At 49.5% G+C, this 15,795-nt stretch carries 16 protein-coding genes; 11 read left to right on the top strand and 5 right to left on the bottom strand.

Translation table 11 applies throughout. The features are described from left to right. Positions 1-55: 55 nt before the first annotated feature. From DESTI_RS21675 to DESTI_RS21665, 3 genes are all read right to left on the bottom strand, one after another. Complete coding sequence (locus DESTI_RS21675) at positions 56-1,351, bottom strand: TRAP transporter large permease (RefSeq protein ID WP_014812122.1); 1,296 nt, start codon at positions 1,349-1,351, stop codon at positions 56-58. Between the two features lie 77 nt (positions 1,352-1,428). Next, positions 1,429-1,923 (bottom strand): TRAP transporter small permease, encoded by a 495-nt coding sequence (locus DESTI_RS21670; RefSeq protein ID WP_014812121.1) that lies wholly within the window; start codon positions 1,921-1,923, stop codon positions 1,429-1,431. 174 nt (positions 1,924-2,097) lie between these two features. After that, on the bottom strand, positions 2,098-3,180 hold the full coding sequence (locus DESTI_RS21665; protein ID WP_014812120.1) for a TRAP transporter substrate-binding protein: 1,083 nt from the start codon (positions 3,178-3,180) through the stop codon (positions 2,098-2,100). 496 nt (positions 3,181-3,676) lie between these two features. Here DESTI_RS21665 and DESTI_RS21660 point away from each other — a divergent pair, with 496 nt between their 5' ends. Together DESTI_RS21660 and DESTI_RS21655 are read left to right on the top strand one after the other, a co-directional pair. After that, a complete protein-coding gene (locus DESTI_RS21660) occupies positions 3,677-4,231 on the top strand; it encodes a response regulator (RefSeq protein ID WP_014812118.1) in 555 nt (184 codons plus the stop codon). Positions 4,232-4,568: 337 nt separating this feature from the next. Beyond that, positions 4,569-5,102, top strand: a complete 534-nt coding sequence (locus DESTI_RS21655; RefSeq protein ID WP_014812117.1) for a DUF1269 domain-containing protein — start codon at positions 4,569-4,571, stop codon at positions 5,100-5,102. A gap of 337 nt (positions 5,103-5,439) precedes the next feature. On the opposite strand, the gene DESTI_RS21650 is transcribed toward DESTI_RS21655, so the two are convergent. Together DESTI_RS21650 and DESTI_RS21645 are read right to left on the bottom strand one after the other, a co-directional pair. Further along, positions 5,440-6,108 carry a TIGR00153 family protein gene (locus tag DESTI_RS21650; protein ID WP_014812116.1) on the bottom strand — a complete coding sequence of 223 codons (669 nt, stop codon included), beginning with the start codon at positions 6,106-6,108 and terminating at the stop codon, positions 5,440-5,442. Between the two features lie 10 nt (positions 6,109-6,118). After that, positions 6,119-7,366 carry an inorganic phosphate transporter gene (locus tag DESTI_RS21645; RefSeq protein WP_014812115.1) on the bottom strand — a complete coding sequence of 416 codons (1,248 nt, stop codon included), beginning with the start codon at positions 7,364-7,366 and terminating at the stop codon, positions 6,119-6,121. A 478-nt stretch (positions 7,367-7,844) separates the two neighbouring features. On the opposite strand from DESTI_RS21645, the gene DESTI_RS21640 reads away from it, so the two are divergent. The 9 genes from DESTI_RS21640 to DESTI_RS21595 all read left to right on the top strand — a co-directional run bounded on the left by DESTI_RS21640 (position 7,845) and on the right by DESTI_RS21595 (position 15,581). Beyond that, positions 7,845-8,252: a DUF3795 domain-containing protein gene (locus tag DESTI_RS21640; protein ID WP_014812114.1), complete on the top strand. Its 408-nt coding sequence runs from the start codon at positions 7,845-7,847 to the stop codon at positions 8,250-8,252. Between the two features lie 54 nt (positions 8,253-8,306). Continuing rightward, on the top strand, positions 8,307-8,690 hold the full coding sequence (locus tag DESTI_RS21635) for a YajD family HNH nuclease (RefSeq protein WP_014812113.1): 384 nt from the start codon (positions 8,307-8,309) through the stop codon (positions 8,688-8,690). A gap of 100 nt (positions 8,691-8,790) precedes the next feature. After that, positions 8,791-9,195 carry a hypothetical protein gene (locus DESTI_RS21630; protein WP_014812112.1) on the top strand — a complete coding sequence of 135 codons (405 nt, stop codon included), beginning with the start codon at positions 8,791-8,793 and terminating at the stop codon, positions 9,193-9,195. Between the two features lie 104 nt (positions 9,196-9,299). Continuing rightward, positions 9,300-9,644, top strand: coding sequence for a CGGC domain-containing protein (locus DESTI_RS21625; RefSeq protein ID WP_014812111.1), 345 nt, complete (start codon positions 9,300-9,302; stop codon positions 9,642-9,644). A 335-nt stretch (positions 9,645-9,979) separates the two neighbouring features. Further along, complete coding sequence (locus tag DESTI_RS21620; RefSeq protein ID WP_014812110.1) at positions 9,980-10,597, top strand: NfeD family protein; 618 nt, start codon at positions 9,980-9,982, stop codon at positions 10,595-10,597. Continuing rightward, positions 10,594-12,099, top strand: coding sequence for a flotillin family protein (locus DESTI_RS21615; protein ID WP_014812109.1), 1,506 nt, complete (start codon positions 10,594-10,596; stop codon positions 12,097-12,099). Before DESTI_RS21620 ends, DESTI_RS21615 begins: the two co-directional genes overlap by 4 nt. 900 nt (positions 12,100-12,999) lie before the next feature. Beyond that, a complete protein-coding gene (locus tag DESTI_RS21610) occupies positions 13,000-14,409 on the top strand; it encodes a sigma-54 interaction domain-containing protein (RefSeq protein WP_041286385.1) in 1,410 nt (469 codons plus the stop codon). Beyond that, complete coding sequence (locus tag DESTI_RS21605) at positions 14,406-14,798, top strand: NifB/NifX family molybdenum-iron cluster-binding protein (protein ID WP_211213708.1); 393 nt, start codon at positions 14,406-14,408, stop codon at positions 14,796-14,798. The genes DESTI_RS21610 and DESTI_RS21605 overlap by 4 nt, the downstream gene beginning before the upstream one ends. A gap of 354 nt (positions 14,799-15,152) precedes the next feature. Further along, on the top strand, positions 15,153-15,581 hold the full coding sequence (locus DESTI_RS21595) for a response regulator (RefSeq protein ID WP_014812106.1): 429 nt from the start codon (positions 15,153-15,155) through the stop codon (positions 15,579-15,581). The last annotated feature ends 214 nt before the right edge of the window (positions 15,582-15,795 follow it).

Below are 15,795 nucleotides of genomic sequence, written 5' to 3'. Positions count from 1 at the left end.
TGTTCAGAAAGCGGGCATTGGAATTCGGCTATGCCTGAGTGCAACTCTCCGTCTTCTATTGTATATAGCCCATGAGCCTGGGCAGCCAAAGAACTGCGTTTGGGATATACGTCATTACCAGAAGAACACCTATTTGTATGATCAAGAACGGCAAACACGCTTTCGTCACCCAGACCAAGTCTTTGTTGACCATAGCTCCCGTGATGTAAAGACTGACCCCTACAGGTGGAGTGCAATACCCGATCGCGAGATTGACGGTCATTAAAAGTCCGAAATGCATTGCATCGATATGGAATGCGCTCAGCATAGGAAGAAAAACAGGTCCGAGAATAAGGGTTGCCGAAATGATGTCCATGAACATTCCCACTACAAGCAGAAGACCATTCATCACAAGCAGAAAAACCCAAGGAGACTGAATGGTGGACAAAACCGTTTCCGTAATCTTCCCCGGAATGTTTTCCAGAGTAAGCAATCGGCCAAAGCAGCTCGCGCCTGCCACGATGATCAACAGAGTTGCGGAAGTGATAGCTGAGGAGACGGTCACCTGCTTAAGTTGCCCCAGGTTCATGGATCGGTGAATGAACAGCTCCACGATGACTGCATACACGCATGCAATCACGGCAGCTTCATTCGCCGTAAAAGCCCCCGAAAAAATTCCGCCGAAAATAATAACCGGGAGCATCAAAGACCAGAAGCCTTCTTTGAAAATGGCAAAAAATTCTCGCGCGCTTGAAATCGGCGTGCGCACGAGATCCTTGTTGTTGCGGAATAGGAAGAAGGTATAAATGCAAATGAGCAGGGTTATTGCAATACCTGGAAGATAGCCGGTCAAGAATAGGCCCTGCAGAGACACGTTACTGATCATGCAGTAGAGAATCATGGAGATGCTTGGCGGGATGACCACACCGAGATTCCCTGAGGTGGTCATTAACCCCACGGCATAATTCTTCGGATACCCCTTTTCGATGAGCGCCGGGATCATGAATCCTCCCAGAGCCACAACCGTAGCCACAGTAGATCCGGAGATAGCGCCGAAAAGGGCGCATGCAATTACTCCCGCCATTCCCAGTCCGCCGGGAAGCCAGCTCACCACGGCATTCGCCATCTTGATGAGCTTCTCGACTATGGAACCGGTAGTCATAATATTGCCGCAAAGAATGAAAAAGAGCACTACTACGAGGGAAAAGTTGTCCAGGCTGCGGAAAAGCGTTTGAGCGAGTAATAGAAGGGGTAGATCGGTAAATAGTATGAATCCGAGGACTGCGGTAAAAAACAGACACATAAAAACAGGAACATAGCTCGCCAAAAAACCCAAAAGAAGCAGAAGGATGATTATGTGACTCGATTCCATGAAGATGTATCTCCTAATCAGTATCAGTCCCAGGGTGACGAAAAGTATGGTTTTTCCACTCGACCACGTTGTTTCTTTTATTTGGAGGTGCGCTGCTCTTGAAGGTCCTGGTATATGACCTGGATGGTTCGAATGAGCATAGTCGCTCCCATAATAGGAAGGAAGGAATAGAGATACACCAGAGGAATCTCCATAATGATGGTCTTTTGATTGGTCATCACCTGTAACGCAGCGATTTTCCAGCCATAATAAAGCATCATGAGGGAGAAAACGATTGTTGCCAAATGACTGAAATACGTCAAGGGAAGCTTTAGTTTGGGAACTAATTGAACCAAGGCGTCGATCTTGATCATGGAACGGTACTTGACTGCAGCACCGCACCCTATAAAAGTTGTGAAGATGATAACTTCACGAACCAGTTCTTCGGACCATGCCAGGGTATAATTTATGGTGTAGCGAAGAACCACATTAAAAAAGAGTGCCAAAAGGGCTGCCATGACACTGATGAACAGCGTCCAATTCTCCAGAAACGTAAGGATCTTGTCGATTCCATTGAGGACTTTTCCAAACATAGAGCTATTCCTTTGGATGTGTACTAACTGAGATCCGGAAGACTGCAATCCGGTGACAGGAAAGGAGCCTGCAACTGCAACCAGAGGGCGAGAGGAAAGATAGGCCCCTTCACCCCAATACATAATGCTTGGTACGTGATAGAGAGCCTCAGGGAGGCTCTCTATTTGAAAGTGTTATGGCTTATAGCCTATGTAGCCTTTAACCTCTTCCAGGTAATTGGATGGTCTGTACTTGTCTCCTGGATAAAGTTTGTTGATTTCCGGTGCGTACTTGTCCAGAACCGGCACTGACTTTTTCCGCAGGGCGCTCATGTCTCCATCGGGAAGGGTTATAAACTCGACTCCTGATTTCTTTGCGGCCTCTATCTGATCGAATTCCTGCTGCACAACCTCTGCGCGGATCTTTGCGCAGACCTCGCGGACCACCTCTCTAAAGGTCTTCTGCAGGTCCGGCGGCAACGAATTGAACCAGCCCTTGTTAAAGATCCAGATAAATAGCCCCTGGGCATAGTTAACGTACGTGAAGTATTTGGCGTCTTCAAATTTCTTGGTAATATTGCAGACTGAAGGGGTGTGATCCAAGCCCGTAATGACCCCCTGCTTCAGAGCAACGGGTACATCAGGCCACGGCATGACTACCGGATTGAATCCCCACTCCTGATAAAGCAACTGGTTTACTGCAGCTTCTGCGGTGCGGAACTTCACCTTTTTGGCATCATCATAGGAGCGGACCGGATCGATTGTGGCCCAGCCGTAATTGCCGTACCCCGTTATGTCCAGCCCAATAATCCCTTGATGGTCCATGGCATTCATAAAGTGATCGAAAAGCTGTCCACTGCCGACGAATTTGTCGAGTTTTTCAAAAGAATCGATGAGAAACGGCAAGTTAACGAGCCCGAATCGAGGCCCCAGGTTGGTGGCTGCCACTGAACTGCATCCCATGCCCTGGATGGCGCCCATTTGAAGTTGGTTGAGGACTTCTACCTCTCCCCCCAACATGGAGAACGGCTTGTAATCGAGGTAAATCTGACCATTGGTTCGCTTCCAGAGTTCATCTCTGATAGCGAATCCGGCATAAACTCCCTTGAGTACCGGGTGAGAGACATTGGATACAACGCATTTGTACTTGGCTTTCGACGGATCGAAGGCCGGCTTCCATTTGTCCAGAGATGGAGCCTGTCCCATGGAGGGGCCGACGAGTAAACCGAAGCTCATCAAGCAGACCATGACGACGATTGCCAATTTCTCTACCTTCACCGCAACCTCCTTTTGTTGTGCGAATCCCGACCAAGCCCATTCGACATGTGATGTAAGATTCTAACCAAATTACCGGTACGTCCAATTGCAAGTCAAGCAAAACCGTTCCAATATGCGAACATTCGTATATTCCTTCTGGCACATAATTCATGATGTAAGTAACGAAGACGCTGTGTGAGACATTCGTCCAAATCTGAATCGTAAAACTTTTTGATAGAATTCATCGGCAAAAAGCCTACTCGATCTGTTCAAAATCAGTGATATGGACGAGTAAGAAGTTGTCTAAACGGAGCCATTCCAATGAGGCTGCAGTTCATTATACGAAACTTCTGTCTCAGCTTTATAGTGTTGAAGACATGACTAAGTCTCTAAAGCTTTTGTAGAACTAGCGAGTACCTGGCAATCAAAACGCCTTTAGCAATCGAGCTTGACTTTTGTCCTTGAACTTTCTAAGTTCATGGGAGCGATTGCAAGCTTACTGTTCGGAGAAAAAACTATGAAGAATAAATCGTATTTGGCAGGTAAGCATATTCTGGCGGTCGATGACGAACCCGACGTACTCGAATCGATACAGGACGTCCTTGAGGATTCTGTGATTGATTGTGCGGGTGACTATCGTAGCGCGTCCGAAAAATTGAAAAACAATCGCTATGATTTGGTGATTCTCGACATCATGGGCGTTGACGGTTTGAAACTGTTGGAAGAGTCCGTTGCAAGAAATTTTCCTACAGTTATGCTTACAGCCCATGCCATCGATCCTGACACGCTGTTGGCCTGTGTTCGCAAGGGAGCCATTTCCTATCTCCCCAAGGAGACTCTGCCCGAGCTCGACCAACTGCTCACCGCTCTGTTCAAGGCTCATGAGCAAGGTGAGCCTCCCTGGAAACTGTTATTTGACAAACTGGGGGATTTCTTTGACGAGCGTTTCGGGCCCGGGTGGAAAGACAAAGAGAAAGCCTTCTGGTCGGAATTCGATCGTACGTACCAGATCGGAAAAGGTATTCAGGAACGGATAAAGCACGACGACCGCATCAGCAGCAAAGGGATTTGAAGATCATCGGCCTGTGCCGATTCTTGATTGCTGCTGCCGATGTACGCATGCCAAATTCAGGAAAAATATGGCTATTGTTTGCCAAAGTGTTTGCAGGTACCTCATCACTGACAAGAGACAGGAAACATCCAATCATTCGCGACGATTGTTCGGCACACAACGACACAATTCTGCTTTGTGCCGCCGCCGAGGCTCCACTTCGGCATAAGAATGCCTCGCATTGTGTTATCACTGCCTCGCACAATTTCTCATTGACGCCCGGACAGAGATAGAGGTATCTTCCTGTTCCGCGACATTTTCATAATGCAGAATCCCTATGTACTTCTGGAGAGAAATAATGCATGAACTTCTGGTTGTTGGATTCAAGGACAGGTACCAGGCGGACGCTCTTTTAACTGAAATGAAAGAACTCGAAAAGGCAGCGGTCATCGAACTGGAGGATTCTGTTCTTCTCGAAAAAACGCCTGACGGTGAAACGATCACGGAACAATCGTTCGATCTATTCTCCCAGATTCCCACGACAGGGGCTTTGTACTTCGGATTCTTGGGCGGATTGGTAGCATGGATCTTCTCGGGAGCTTCATTTATGGGAGCACTTCTTGGAATACAGGCAGGACTCATTCTCGGTTGGTTGGCGGGTACCGTGGCCGCAAAATATTCCGATGCCGGTGTTCCCAAAAATGTTGTCAACGAAGTGGCAAGCACTATGAATCCCGGCACATCTACACTGATTCTTGCGGTGAGAGGCGATATGAATGCTGAAAAGGTCCTCGATGTCTTTCGGGAGAACAATGGTTGCCTGGTGCAGACTACTCTTCCGAGGGATGAAGCCCTCGCCCTCCAGAAAGCGATAACCTGTTATAGCAGTTGACATAATTTCTGACGTTTTGAACATCCCATCCTTATAAGGAATGGTAGGGCCCGGCGTCTCTGCCGGGCTGAACTGGTTGATTTGTTAAGAAAAATGTGCCGGCACGGAGGCACGGCACCCACCGATTTTCGAGAATCGCTTTTCGCAATCGGACAAGAATTTTGACATTCGTTATAATCGGATGATTTGTCAACCGTGCAACACGGTTATGCAAATATAATTAAAGTTGGGCAGGAACTCTCTGGAAGAGTTCCGCTCAACGTCACACCTTAAATCTCGACTCTCCGCAAGAAACACCAGCCCCGATTCGAGAGAGATTCTCCCCGGAGATCATGAATTACCGGGCAATCATGATGCGCATCATGTCCGCTGAATTCTCGAGATGGTCTGCAATATCTCCCGTGGTCTCCACCAGGCGTATCATTATGAAGAACGTTTTCGGAGGAATTGTTTCGTCTGCACAGAGTCGAATGAACATTGTCTTCTCGAGATCGTCGGATTCCTTTTCCCGAAATCGAATCTCGCGGATAATCTCCTTTACCGCCTCCCTGTCCTGTTCCATTCGAGTGGAAAAGAACGTGTGACTGCGCTTCACCATCTCCGGCAGGAAACCCAGATAGTCGCCGACCTCCTTGGCAAGCAAGATATAGTCATTCTGAATGTCTTCCGGAAGTTCCAGACGATAATATGACATCCAGTATAGAGCATCCTTTATTGAATCCACTACCTTATCAGCCTCGCGAAGAAATGAGAAAAAGACGGATTTATCCACGGGCATGAGAATGGCTGCCGGTAAGTGCCCGCGAATGTTCCTTTTCATTCTGTCCGCTTCTGCTTCTATTTCCCGGATGTCTTCCTTGAGAAGCTCGAACTGATGGCGATCTGCCACAAAATAAGACTGGATTGCTCTGACGAACAAAGGACCGCATTGGGCCACTTTTTCTGCATGACGGAGCGTGTTTTCAAAAGGGGATCTTCGAAACAAGTTGCCGAGGACGAGTCTCATTATTCACCACCTATAGACTGCTTCCCATAAAGAGAAGAATCAACCCCATGTATATGAGCGCCGAGGTAATTGCCGCAACAGGAACCGTTATCAACCAGTAGACCATAATCTGAGCCAGTGTTCCCAGGTCCAGCAGACCTTGCAACCCTCTTGCCAGACCCACTCCGACAAATGCACCCACCGCTGCATGGGTGGTTGATACCGGAAGACCCATCATGCTCGCCACCAGAATTACCGTTGCCGCGGAAAATTCCACAGTGAACCCACGTACGCTGGTCAATTCGGTAATTTTTGAACCCATCGTCTCGATGACGCGATAGCCCCAGGTCCAGACCCCAATACAGATCATGACGCCTCCAAAAGCCAGAAGCACCGGTGCAATCGGGGTTTGTTCAGCGATCGCACCATGGCAGTAAATGTAGTAAATGCCGGCAAGCGGTCCCATAGCATTTGCCACATCATTTGCTCCGGTTCCGAAAGAAACATAACACGAAGTCATAACCTGCAAATATCGAAAGATTTGTTCTGCTACCGCAAACTCACCCTGATTGAGTTTGTACTTGAGAATACTGAAGCTCGCAACATGGCTGACTAGAGCGGCTATCATCGCGATGAGGAGGGCTTCCGAACCGTTAATCTGTAATTTGTCTCCCAACGGTGTTTTGGAGACCAGAGAAAGTGTTACGATGAATACTGTTGCAGCTACCAGGATTGGACTCACAAATACAGCACCGCGTGCAGTATCCAAACGTGAAAGAATTGTCCGGTCTATAAATTTGAAAATGAAAAAAGCAGCCACTCCGCTCAAGATAGGGGAGAGAATCCAGGACAAGAAGATGAACCCCACCTTGCTCCAATGGACCACGCTGGGACCGCCTGCCACCAGTCCAACTCCGATCATTGCTCCGATGATGGAGTGAGTAGTGGAAACGGGAAGATTCTTGTACGTCGACAGACATACCCAAAGTGAAGCCGAGAACAATGCCGACAAGAGCCCCAACCAGACGAGGACAGGATTCTTGATTGTCTCCTGATTCACGATATCATTCAGTATGGTCCTTGCTACGTGCGACCCGACGAACGTTGCACCCAAGAAAGTCAGGACCGTGGCCAGAACAAGAGCTTGTCTCAGTGTGATTACTTTGGCACCGACTGCAGATGCCATCGCATTCGAGCAGTCATTAGCGCCAATATTCCACGCCATGTACGCGCCGGCCACAACACTCAGAATGAGAAGAACAAATTCAGAATTCACCATTTAGTGCCGTCTAGCCTTCAAAACGCATTTGAGGAACGTTTTGTGAAGAGTTCCTCGTCGATTCCCTTTTTGATTGCGAAATAGTATGAGATCATTCATCCTCGAAACCGCGCGATGGTCGAAGGCGTGAATGCAAAACACCTCATAGATTACCGGGACATGAGCGCCGACTGTTCATCACACCAAAACTCGGAGAAACATATTGTGATGATTGCAGTTTTTGCAGTTCGCGAACCGTGGAGGATACTTCATGCGATCTTTTCGGTCAACGAAAATCTAACGCAACGCTAATAATAGAGGTGTTTTTACTGGATCGGTACCTGAGAAACAATTTCCGGCAGGGTCAATTCTCAAGAGTTTTCCTGCCGAAGAACGAACCGAGAGTGCATGAGCTTGAACAGACCGCAATCGATGAGGGATGTTTCGCAATACATTTTTAAAGGGTAGAAATACGTTTCATTAATAGCGAGGAAAAACGATGGATTATATTCGTATGACGGCTCCATGCGGCCTTCCGTGTTTCGCGTGTTATCTCTATCTCGCGAATGAAGATCCGGACATGAGAGCATTAGTTTCCAAAGAGTTGGGGATTCCTCCCGAAAAAGCAGTGTGCAAGGGCTGTCGCGATGAAGGCGGGAAATGCTCCCATCTTCCCATGAATTGTCGTGTTTATCCCTGTGCCGACCGGAGAGGAATAAGCTTTTGTTGTGATTGTCCCGAATTTCCTTGTGATTTCTTGCAACCGTATGCGGATAATGCAAAACTCTGGCACAACACCAAAGTGTTCAATCTGTGTCTCATCAAGAAAATGGGATTGGAGCACTGGGCAAAAACCAAAGCAGAACGTGTGCTTCGTGCATATTCATGTGAGAAATGGAGATTGTAAGAGTTGTCATCGCGCTCCGAACCTGTCGCGGTAGACAATATCCTGGAGGCCTGAATGAACCAGAAGAAATCCCCCAAGAAAAGCGGGAGACTGGATGAGATCGTTGCAGAAGCAAAGCGGAACCAGGAACTCCGCAATGCCGGATATCGGGACCGCGCACTCAAACTGTTTCCCCATGTTTGCGGTCGATGCGGTCGCGAATTTTCAGGCAAAGGACTTCGCGATCTTACTGTTCATCACAAGGACCACAACCACGAGAACAATCCTCTTGATGGAACCAACTGGGAACTCCTGTGCGTCTATTGTCACGACAAGGAACATGGACGTTATTCAGAAGAAGCTCATGATGAAACGGGTGCTGCGGAATCAGGTCCGGACGCAAGTTACAGGCCTTTTGCCGCGCTTAAAGACTTGTTGGATCAAAAGAAGAATTCGTGAACTTTTCACAGAAGAAGACATGGAAATCATACGGTGATTACTGGACGCCAGGTTTTAATGTACGTATATTGATTTCATAGAATCTATCGATATCGAAACAATGAAAGACGCCTACAATCCTAAATTCCTTAAGTATATCGAATTGTTCGCTCAGATCGGCGATAATCGCAGATTGTTTCCCAAGAAATGCCGGACATGCGGAAAAGTCTACGAAAATTTTCCTGACTACCTTCATAATACGTCTCCCTTGGCTCACGGTCTTGAGGAATTCACCAATTCTTTGAACATTCAGCATACTATGCAATACCGACAGTGCTCGTGTGGGAGCACCCTTGCGATACTTTTCACCAAGGAAGACTATCCGTTGCTCGATAGTTTCTGGGAAATGATAGGCAAGGAATCCAAAGAAACCAGGAGGCCTGTTCGAGAAGTGGTCGGAGAATTTCGCGAACAATGCAACAGGTACATTCTCGAAAATAGAGATAAGAAAAGCCAAGATAGTTGATCTCACCTTTCTTCATCGTGACAGCGGAGAAAAACCGATTGAATTCGAGACAATCCTTTTATAGGATGGGTACTAACCCTTTCGATCATCAATGAGGATTAATCATGAAAAAAGTGGCGATTGTAGGATGCGGGGCATACATGGAAAGCGGCTATGGCTGCCCGGGAGAATGGAGATGCCTGAAAGCGGCTTCCCAGGGAGAAGGAAAGTTTGGCGAACCTTCAGCAGTTGTGGCATTCGTTGCTTGCGAATGCCCGGGGCGGGCTGTGGTTCCAACCCTCGGAATGGCCGCCAAACTGTCCGAGATGAAACCCGATGTCATCCATCTCAGTTCATGTATGGCCGCGGCCAAACCGGACTGTCCGTACACAAAGCCCGAGGACATGGCAAAACTCATTGAGAGCAAAACCGGCCTGAAGGTCGTATTGGGCACTCACGATTATCATTGAGTCTTGTCTGTTTTGTTGCCCTGTAAAACGGGTTCGCAATCGAAGAAGGAAAATCGTGGAGTCCGGCCCGGTCCCTGATCCCGCCTTTAGCCGGATTCCGCGAACTCCGCCTCAAGAACTTTTGCCATTCCCCTGAACCGGATCTCATCAGGGGGATGATAAAAGTACTTGAGAAGGATCGGGTGGCGTTCTTTACAACGAAAGTCCTCCCGACGTTCTTTTTGAATGCAAGACGATATACGGTCCTTCACAGGTAGTGTCGAGTCGTGTGTTGAGGCTGCACACCCGACAATCGGTGCCTGGCGTGCCCGCATTATCCAGCCCGAGGCGGAACTATGGAAGCATGGTGGGAAGGTCTATCCGTACTGAACAAGATCTTTGTGCTATCCGCGCTCGTGTTCAGTATTCTTTTCGTCTGGCAGATAATTGCTGCATTGCTCGGAGTGGATACCGATTCCCACATGCATGACGGCGATGTGGGAGTCGATCATAGTCTGGATACCCACGATCATATACACGGCTCTGATGCCGCAGTCACCTTCACTCTGATTTCAGTTCGGTCGGTCATTGCATTCGGCACTCTATTCAGTTGGTCCGGGGCACTGTATTTGGCTGCGGGAACTTCTCCCGTGCTCGCTATCCTGTATAGCTGTCTCTGGGGTGTTCTTGCAATGATGTCAGTATCCTATCTCCTGTATACACTGCTGCGGTTACAGGAGAGAGGCAATTTGGATTTATGGACTGCCGTAGGAACGGAGGCCACGGTGTATCTGGACGTCCCGGAGCAGGGAATCGGGCAGGTACGAGTCTCCATCGGCGGTGTTATCAGCTTTCTGAAAGCCCGGTCAGTGGAGGGTGTGTCTATGCCTGCCGGAACCAAAGTCCTGGTGGTGGGAATCGGCGATAACAACGTACTCGAAGTCAAGCCATTGAATGAGGAGATATCGATATGATTGCTCTCGAGTTAACCGTGCTGTTGGCGGTTCTGTTGTGTGGACTCATATGGGTGTTCATCGGACGTTATAAGCGATGCCCGTCAAACCGCATCCTGGTAATCTACGGAAAAACCGGAGAAGGAGCGGCAAAATGCGTGCATGGAGGGGCTGCTTTCGTGTGGCCTGTTCTCCAGTCCTTTGAATGGTTGGAGCTTGAACCGTTTGTCGTTCCCATCGAGCTGACCAATGCGCTTTCTCAAGAAAATATTCGGGTTTCCGTCCCAACTACTGTTACAGCGGCAATCAGCACTGAGCAGGGTATCATGCAGAATGCTGCGATACGACTTCTCGGCCAGACCATCGACGACGTACGCAAGCAGGCACAGGATATCATCCTCGGTCAGATGCGGGCAGTAATCGCTACCATGCGCATCGAAGAGATCAACAGAGATCGCCAAGCCTTCATGGCCAAGGTGAACGACGCGGTTTCCGTGGAGCTCGAAAAGATTGGTCTGAGCGTAATCAACGTCAACATCAAAGATATTGAAGACGACAGCGGTTATATCAAGGCACTTGGACGAAAGGCCGCAGCGGAAGCGGTGAACCAGGCCATAATCGACGTTGCCGAACAGGAAAAGTTGGGAAAAATCGGAGTTGCGGAACGAGAACGCGATCAGCGGCGGGCTGTGGCCGTAGCAAATTCCGAAGCTTCGGTCGGTGAGGCCGAAGCCGAGAGAGACAAACGTAAAGCCGTAGCTTCTGCCGAAGCTTCCGCTGCTGTTGGAGAAGCGGATGCTGCCCGTGAACGCCGGCAGAAGACGTCCGTGCTCGATGCCCAGGCGGTGGAAACCGAGTCCAAGGCCAACGCGAGTAAAGCCGGATTCAACGCGATGCAGAGAGTGGCGGAAGAAGAGGCCAGAGCCAAATCCCAGAGTGCAGCGGTTCAGGCAGATGCCACTGTGCGGGTAGCTCAGGAAGAAGCCCAGAAGCTGGCGGAAGAAGCCCGATCTCATAGAGAAGAAGCCCGTTTGAATGCCGAAATGATTGTCCCGGCAGAAGCGGAGCGCAAGAAAGCAGTGGTCAACGCAGAAGCAGAGCGCCAAAAAAGAGTTTTGATTGCGAAAGGAGAAGCTGAAGCAGTTCTCGCACGCATGCAAGCAGAGGCACAGGGAGCCCAATCACAATTGGATGCCCGCGCCGCCGGATACAAGGCGCTGATCGAATCCTGCGCAGCAGATCCTTCCCTTACCGCTGCACTGCTGCTCATTGAGAAACTGGTCGACCTCACGCACATTCAGGCCGAGGCCATACAGAAGCTGCCCATCGAAAAGATGGTCGTATGGGACGGCGGTGGCAATGGCGGACTTTCCGACCTGGGACGACGGCTACTGGGAGTTCTTCCTCCCATGCACGACCTGGCAAAAACTGTAGGCCTGGAACTGCCTGAGTTTCTCGGGCGGGCCACTCAGTCGGAAAACATCGGCGACAGTACCGCGCTCCAGAAGAAGGGGACGAAATAGACTATACGGTGGAGTTAGAGTCATCTGCGCGAACTTGATTATGCCTTTAGCTCAGCCATATGCATGAGGAGGGTGATACGGACTTCAGCAGCCCCGGAGGGGCGATCCAATCGTAGCCGTGGGTGCAACCCACGGAAGAATTGTAACAAAGCAGCCCTGCGGACCCTGGCGGGGCGTATAGTCAGTGCCAAAAATTCTGTCGTTTATCCCTCGTGTGAATTACAAGATATTGGTAGGGGCCGGCGTCCCTGCCGGTCCATTCTGTCGATATCATTGATCATATTGAAGATGTGCCGGCACGGAGGCACGGCACCCACCAATATCCCTAATCTTCAATCGGTCACTAATTTGGGCAAGTGCTATATGCGCCAACTTAGGTGTTTCTTGGTCGTTTGTTCCGGAGGAATCCCGCGAGACGCGGGACCAATAGGCCGGCGATTCATCGCCGGTTACGGAAAAATATAATGATTTTCGAGTCCCGGAGGGACGATTGATTCACAGATTCCCGGCAATGAATTACCGGGCTATTTTCTTCTGTCCCTTTGGGACATAGAATTGGAACAAAGTTAGCGCATATGCCCCTTCAGGGGCCACGTTCCTTCGTTTTGTTCACGGCTGGTACCACGGGTTTGCACCCGGTGGCTACTCGTGGTCCGTCCTTTCAGGACGTCAGAGACTTGGCAAGAAATTGACGCCAATTGGCTATGTAATCATCTGAGCTGAGGAAATAATTCATCTACAAATAAAGTTCCCCCGATATTGCTGCTTTGAAAACGCCTTCGTATTGGAGGACAATTGACCCCGATCCTCGTTTGCCGCAAGAGCCGACGAGTTGATCTACGGGTAAATCTAAACTATTATACAAAAATACGATGTTTCTCATGCAGAAAGGCTCACTTCTTGTCACCATTTCGGCAATTGCAGATAAAAGGACTTTCTCGGCTTCCGGTGCTTCTTGCACAGGTTCTGGATGAAATTCCTGTGGGCGTAATGGTGTTGAATGCCGATCGGAAGGTAATCCTGGTCAACAGAGGTCTCGAAGCTGTAACAGGATTCCCCAATCCTGAATCGTACGGCATACCTTGCCACTACATTCTTCGCGGCAATTTGTGCGGACACGGTTGCCCGATAAAAGACGTGGCGAAAACCGGCGAGCAGTTCTGTTCCGAAGCCAATATCGTTAACCGCAATCGCCAGAAAATTCCCGTTCGCCTGACCGTCTCCCCTCTCTTTGACAATGATGGCAACGTGATCGCCTTTATCGAGTCAGTCGAAGATTTGCGGTCTCAGGAATCATCATTGGATGATGCGGTTCAATCGCTTCTCCAGGGGAGACTTGTCGGTGTCAGCGGCGAAATGCAACGCATTTTCAAGATAATCCCGGTAATTGCCCAGACTGATTCGTCGGTCCTTATTACCGGTGAAACGGGAACAGGAAAAGACGTGGTTGCAGAAGCAATTCACCATGCATCCGAACGGGCAAAAGGACCGTTCATCAAAATTAACTGCGGCGCTCTACCCGAAGCCCTCCTTGAATCCGAACTCTTCGGGCATCAAAAAGGAGCTTTCACCGGAGCCATAGAAAACAAGCCCGGCCGCTTTCGTCTCGCTCATTCCGGGAGCGTATACTTAACCGAGATCGGTGACTTGCCGCTCAATCTTCAGGTGAAGCTCCTGTCATTTCTCGACGACAAAGTCGTGTATCCTCTCGGCAGCACAAAAGGACATCATGTCGATGTGCGCGTCATTGCCGCCACCCATCGAAATCTCGAGAAAATGGTGCGTGACGGCCTGTTCCGAGAAGATCTCCTCTTCAGGCTAAATGTCATTCGATTGCATCTTCCGCCGTTGAGCAAGCGCGGAGACGACTTGAAAATGCTTCTCGACCATTTTGTGCAGACGTTCAATGCCCGGTTCAATAAAAATATTTCCAGCTTTTCGGATGACGCAAGAAAGATCCTTCTCACGTATCGTTTCCCGGGCAATGTGCGCGAATTGCGTAATATCGTGGAGTATTCCGTCAATGTGTGCGAACGGAATACTATTCATGCCGAACATTTGCCTGCTTACCTCCGCGAGGGGCCGGCCATGCCTCCCGATGCGGAAAACCACATTGAAAACGTCTCGATTCCGAATACTCCGGCTTTGTCGGACAATCGTACGGATATCAAGTGGTCGGACGCCGAACGCAATCTGCTCCTGGACGCCATGACAAAAGCCCGCGGCAGAAAAGGGGAGGCTGCCAGAATCCTCGGATGCTGCCGCAGCACGTTATGGAGAAAGCTCAAGCGCCACGGATTGGTCTCGTGAAGAAATCAAAGAAAACGAAACTTGCGAGTAATGCTCCGAGTGGTGTTATGAACGTGAAGAGAGTTCTCGTTCCACTGCTCGGGGACGATGTGGCTCCGCGATTCGATTTGGCTCCGGAAGCCCTTATTGCAACGGTGGATTCCGAGGGAAGGGTTGCATTCGAAAAATCGATAGTACTCCCCCAAGCATCCGCGGAAACACTCTGCAGGCTCATCATGTCCGAGAAGATCGATATGGTGATTTGCTGCGCAATAGAAGAGGAGTACTATCAATATCTTGCCTGGAAGAAGATCCACGTTGTGGATTCCGTTATCGGACCCTTTGACCGGGTTCTCGACAAACTCAGCACCGGAAGCATTTCTAGCGGCGAAGTTCTTCTGGATGACTAAAGGTTACTGACCTGCGGCATGTAGTGGTGCCTGGCCTCTATGTCGCGATATGTTTCATTTTGTCTCTCGCCATCGTCGCATTTTGTTGCATTTCCGATGCAACATCATCTCCGCAAATTGCCCTGAGATCCCGCCGTTTGGCAATAATTCTCTTCTGGTACAATCCTTGCTCTTTACGCTGACAATCTCTATCCGAATGCACGGATTCGGGTGCCGCCAAATCAGCTAGATTGTTCCCTCTCGCTTCGTCCTTTTTCGCGCGTTTTACGAGCGAACGCACTGGAGGTGCATTCGAAATATGAACAGCCGTAAGGACCGAATGTCGTGGAGAGTAGCTTAACGGGAGATATATTGATGAATGCAAAAGTGCTCTTGGTTGATGATGAGGAACAGTTCGTGGAAGTTCTGGCTCAGCGCCTGCAAACCCGCGGCTTTCATGTGGAGACGACATTCAACGGAGATGATGCCATCCAGTTGATCGGTCAGCGCGACGTGGATGTGGTCATTCTCGACGTTCTCATGCCCGGGAGAGATGGGATAGAGGTGCTCAGAGAGATAAAACGCATAAAACCTCTCATCGAAGTGATCATGCTGACAGGGCACGGAACGGTGGATACCGCTATTTCCGGTATGAAATTAGGTGCGTACGATTATCTCATGAAACCCACAGATACGACCGAACTTGTAGAGAAGATCACAAAATCGTTTCAGCGCAAGACGGAGCAGGAAGAACGTATTCGCCAGGCGGAAGTAGATCGCCTCGTGAAGACAAGAGGATGGTGACTTCATCATCCGGCAGGGTGACGGTATAAGGCCCGGATTTGGATGGAAGGGAACGTGATACCAATGCGCTATCATCAAAGTGACAGTGTTGAAGCCGGCCCCGGTGAGTCTCCGAAGCGAAATCAGGCTGCGCCGCCCGTAGCGCAGGAGATCCGCCGGAGCCGGCAACCGATCGGCTTTCCGATATTACTCGTATGAAAGCGCATTGGTATGA

This window comes from Desulfomonile tiedjei DSM 6799 (genome assembly GCF_000266945.1).
Taxonomy (GTDB): domain Bacteria; phylum Desulfobacterota; class Desulfomonilia; order Desulfomonilales; family Desulfomonilaceae; genus Desulfomonile; species Desulfomonile tiedjei.
This window is presented reverse-complemented; position numbering and strand designations above follow the sequence as displayed.

What these genes read in the sequence shown, in the direction of transcription:
- DESTI_RS21675 (WP_014812122.1), bottom strand. Translation starts at nt 1,351, where the DNA reads ATGGAATCGAGTCACATAATCATCCTTCTGCTTCTTTTGGGTTTTTTG.
- DESTI_RS21670 (WP_014812121.1), bottom strand. Translation starts at nt 1,923, where the DNA reads ATGTTTGGAAAAGTCCTCAATGGAATCGACAAGATCCTTACGTTTCTG.
- DESTI_RS21660 (WP_014812118.1), top strand. Translation starts at nt 3,677, where the DNA reads ATGAAGAATAAATCGTATTTGGCAGGTAAGCATATTCTGGCGGTCGAT.
- DESTI_RS21655 (WP_014812117.1), top strand. Translation starts at nt 4,569, where the DNA reads ATGCATGAACTTCTGGTTGTTGGATTCAAGGACAGGTACCAGGCGGAC.
- DESTI_RS21650 (WP_014812116.1), bottom strand. Translation starts at nt 6,108, where the DNA reads ATGAGACTCGTCCTCGGCAACTTGTTTCGAAGATCCCCTTTTGAAAAC.
- DESTI_RS21645 (WP_014812115.1), bottom strand. Translation starts at nt 7,366, where the DNA reads ATGGTGAATTCTGAATTTGTTCTTCTCATTCTGAGTGTTGTGGCCGGC.
- DESTI_RS21640 (WP_014812114.1), top strand. Translation starts at nt 7,845, where the DNA reads ATGGATTATATTCGTATGACGGCTCCATGCGGCCTTCCGTGTTTCGCG.
- DESTI_RS21635 (WP_014812113.1), top strand. Translation starts at nt 8,307, where the DNA reads ATGAACCAGAAGAAATCCCCCAAGAAAAGCGGGAGACTGGATGAGATC.
- DESTI_RS21630 (WP_014812112.1), top strand. Translation starts at nt 8,791, where the DNA reads ATGAAAGACGCCTACAATCCTAAATTCCTTAAGTATATCGAATTGTTC.
- DESTI_RS21625 (WP_014812111.1), top strand. Translation starts at nt 9,300, where the DNA reads ATGAAAAAAGTGGCGATTGTAGGATGCGGGGCATACATGGAAAGCGGC.
- DESTI_RS21620 (WP_014812110.1), top strand. Translation starts at nt 9,980, where the DNA reads ATGGAAGCATGGTGGGAAGGTCTATCCGTACTGAACAAGATCTTTGTG.
- DESTI_RS21615 (WP_014812109.1), top strand. Translation starts at nt 10,594, where the DNA reads ATGATTGCTCTCGAGTTAACCGTGCTGTTGGCGGTTCTGTTGTGTGGA.
- DESTI_RS21595 (WP_014812106.1), top strand. Translation starts at nt 15,153, where the DNA reads ATGAATGCAAAAGTGCTCTTGGTTGATGATGAGGAACAGTTCGTGGAA.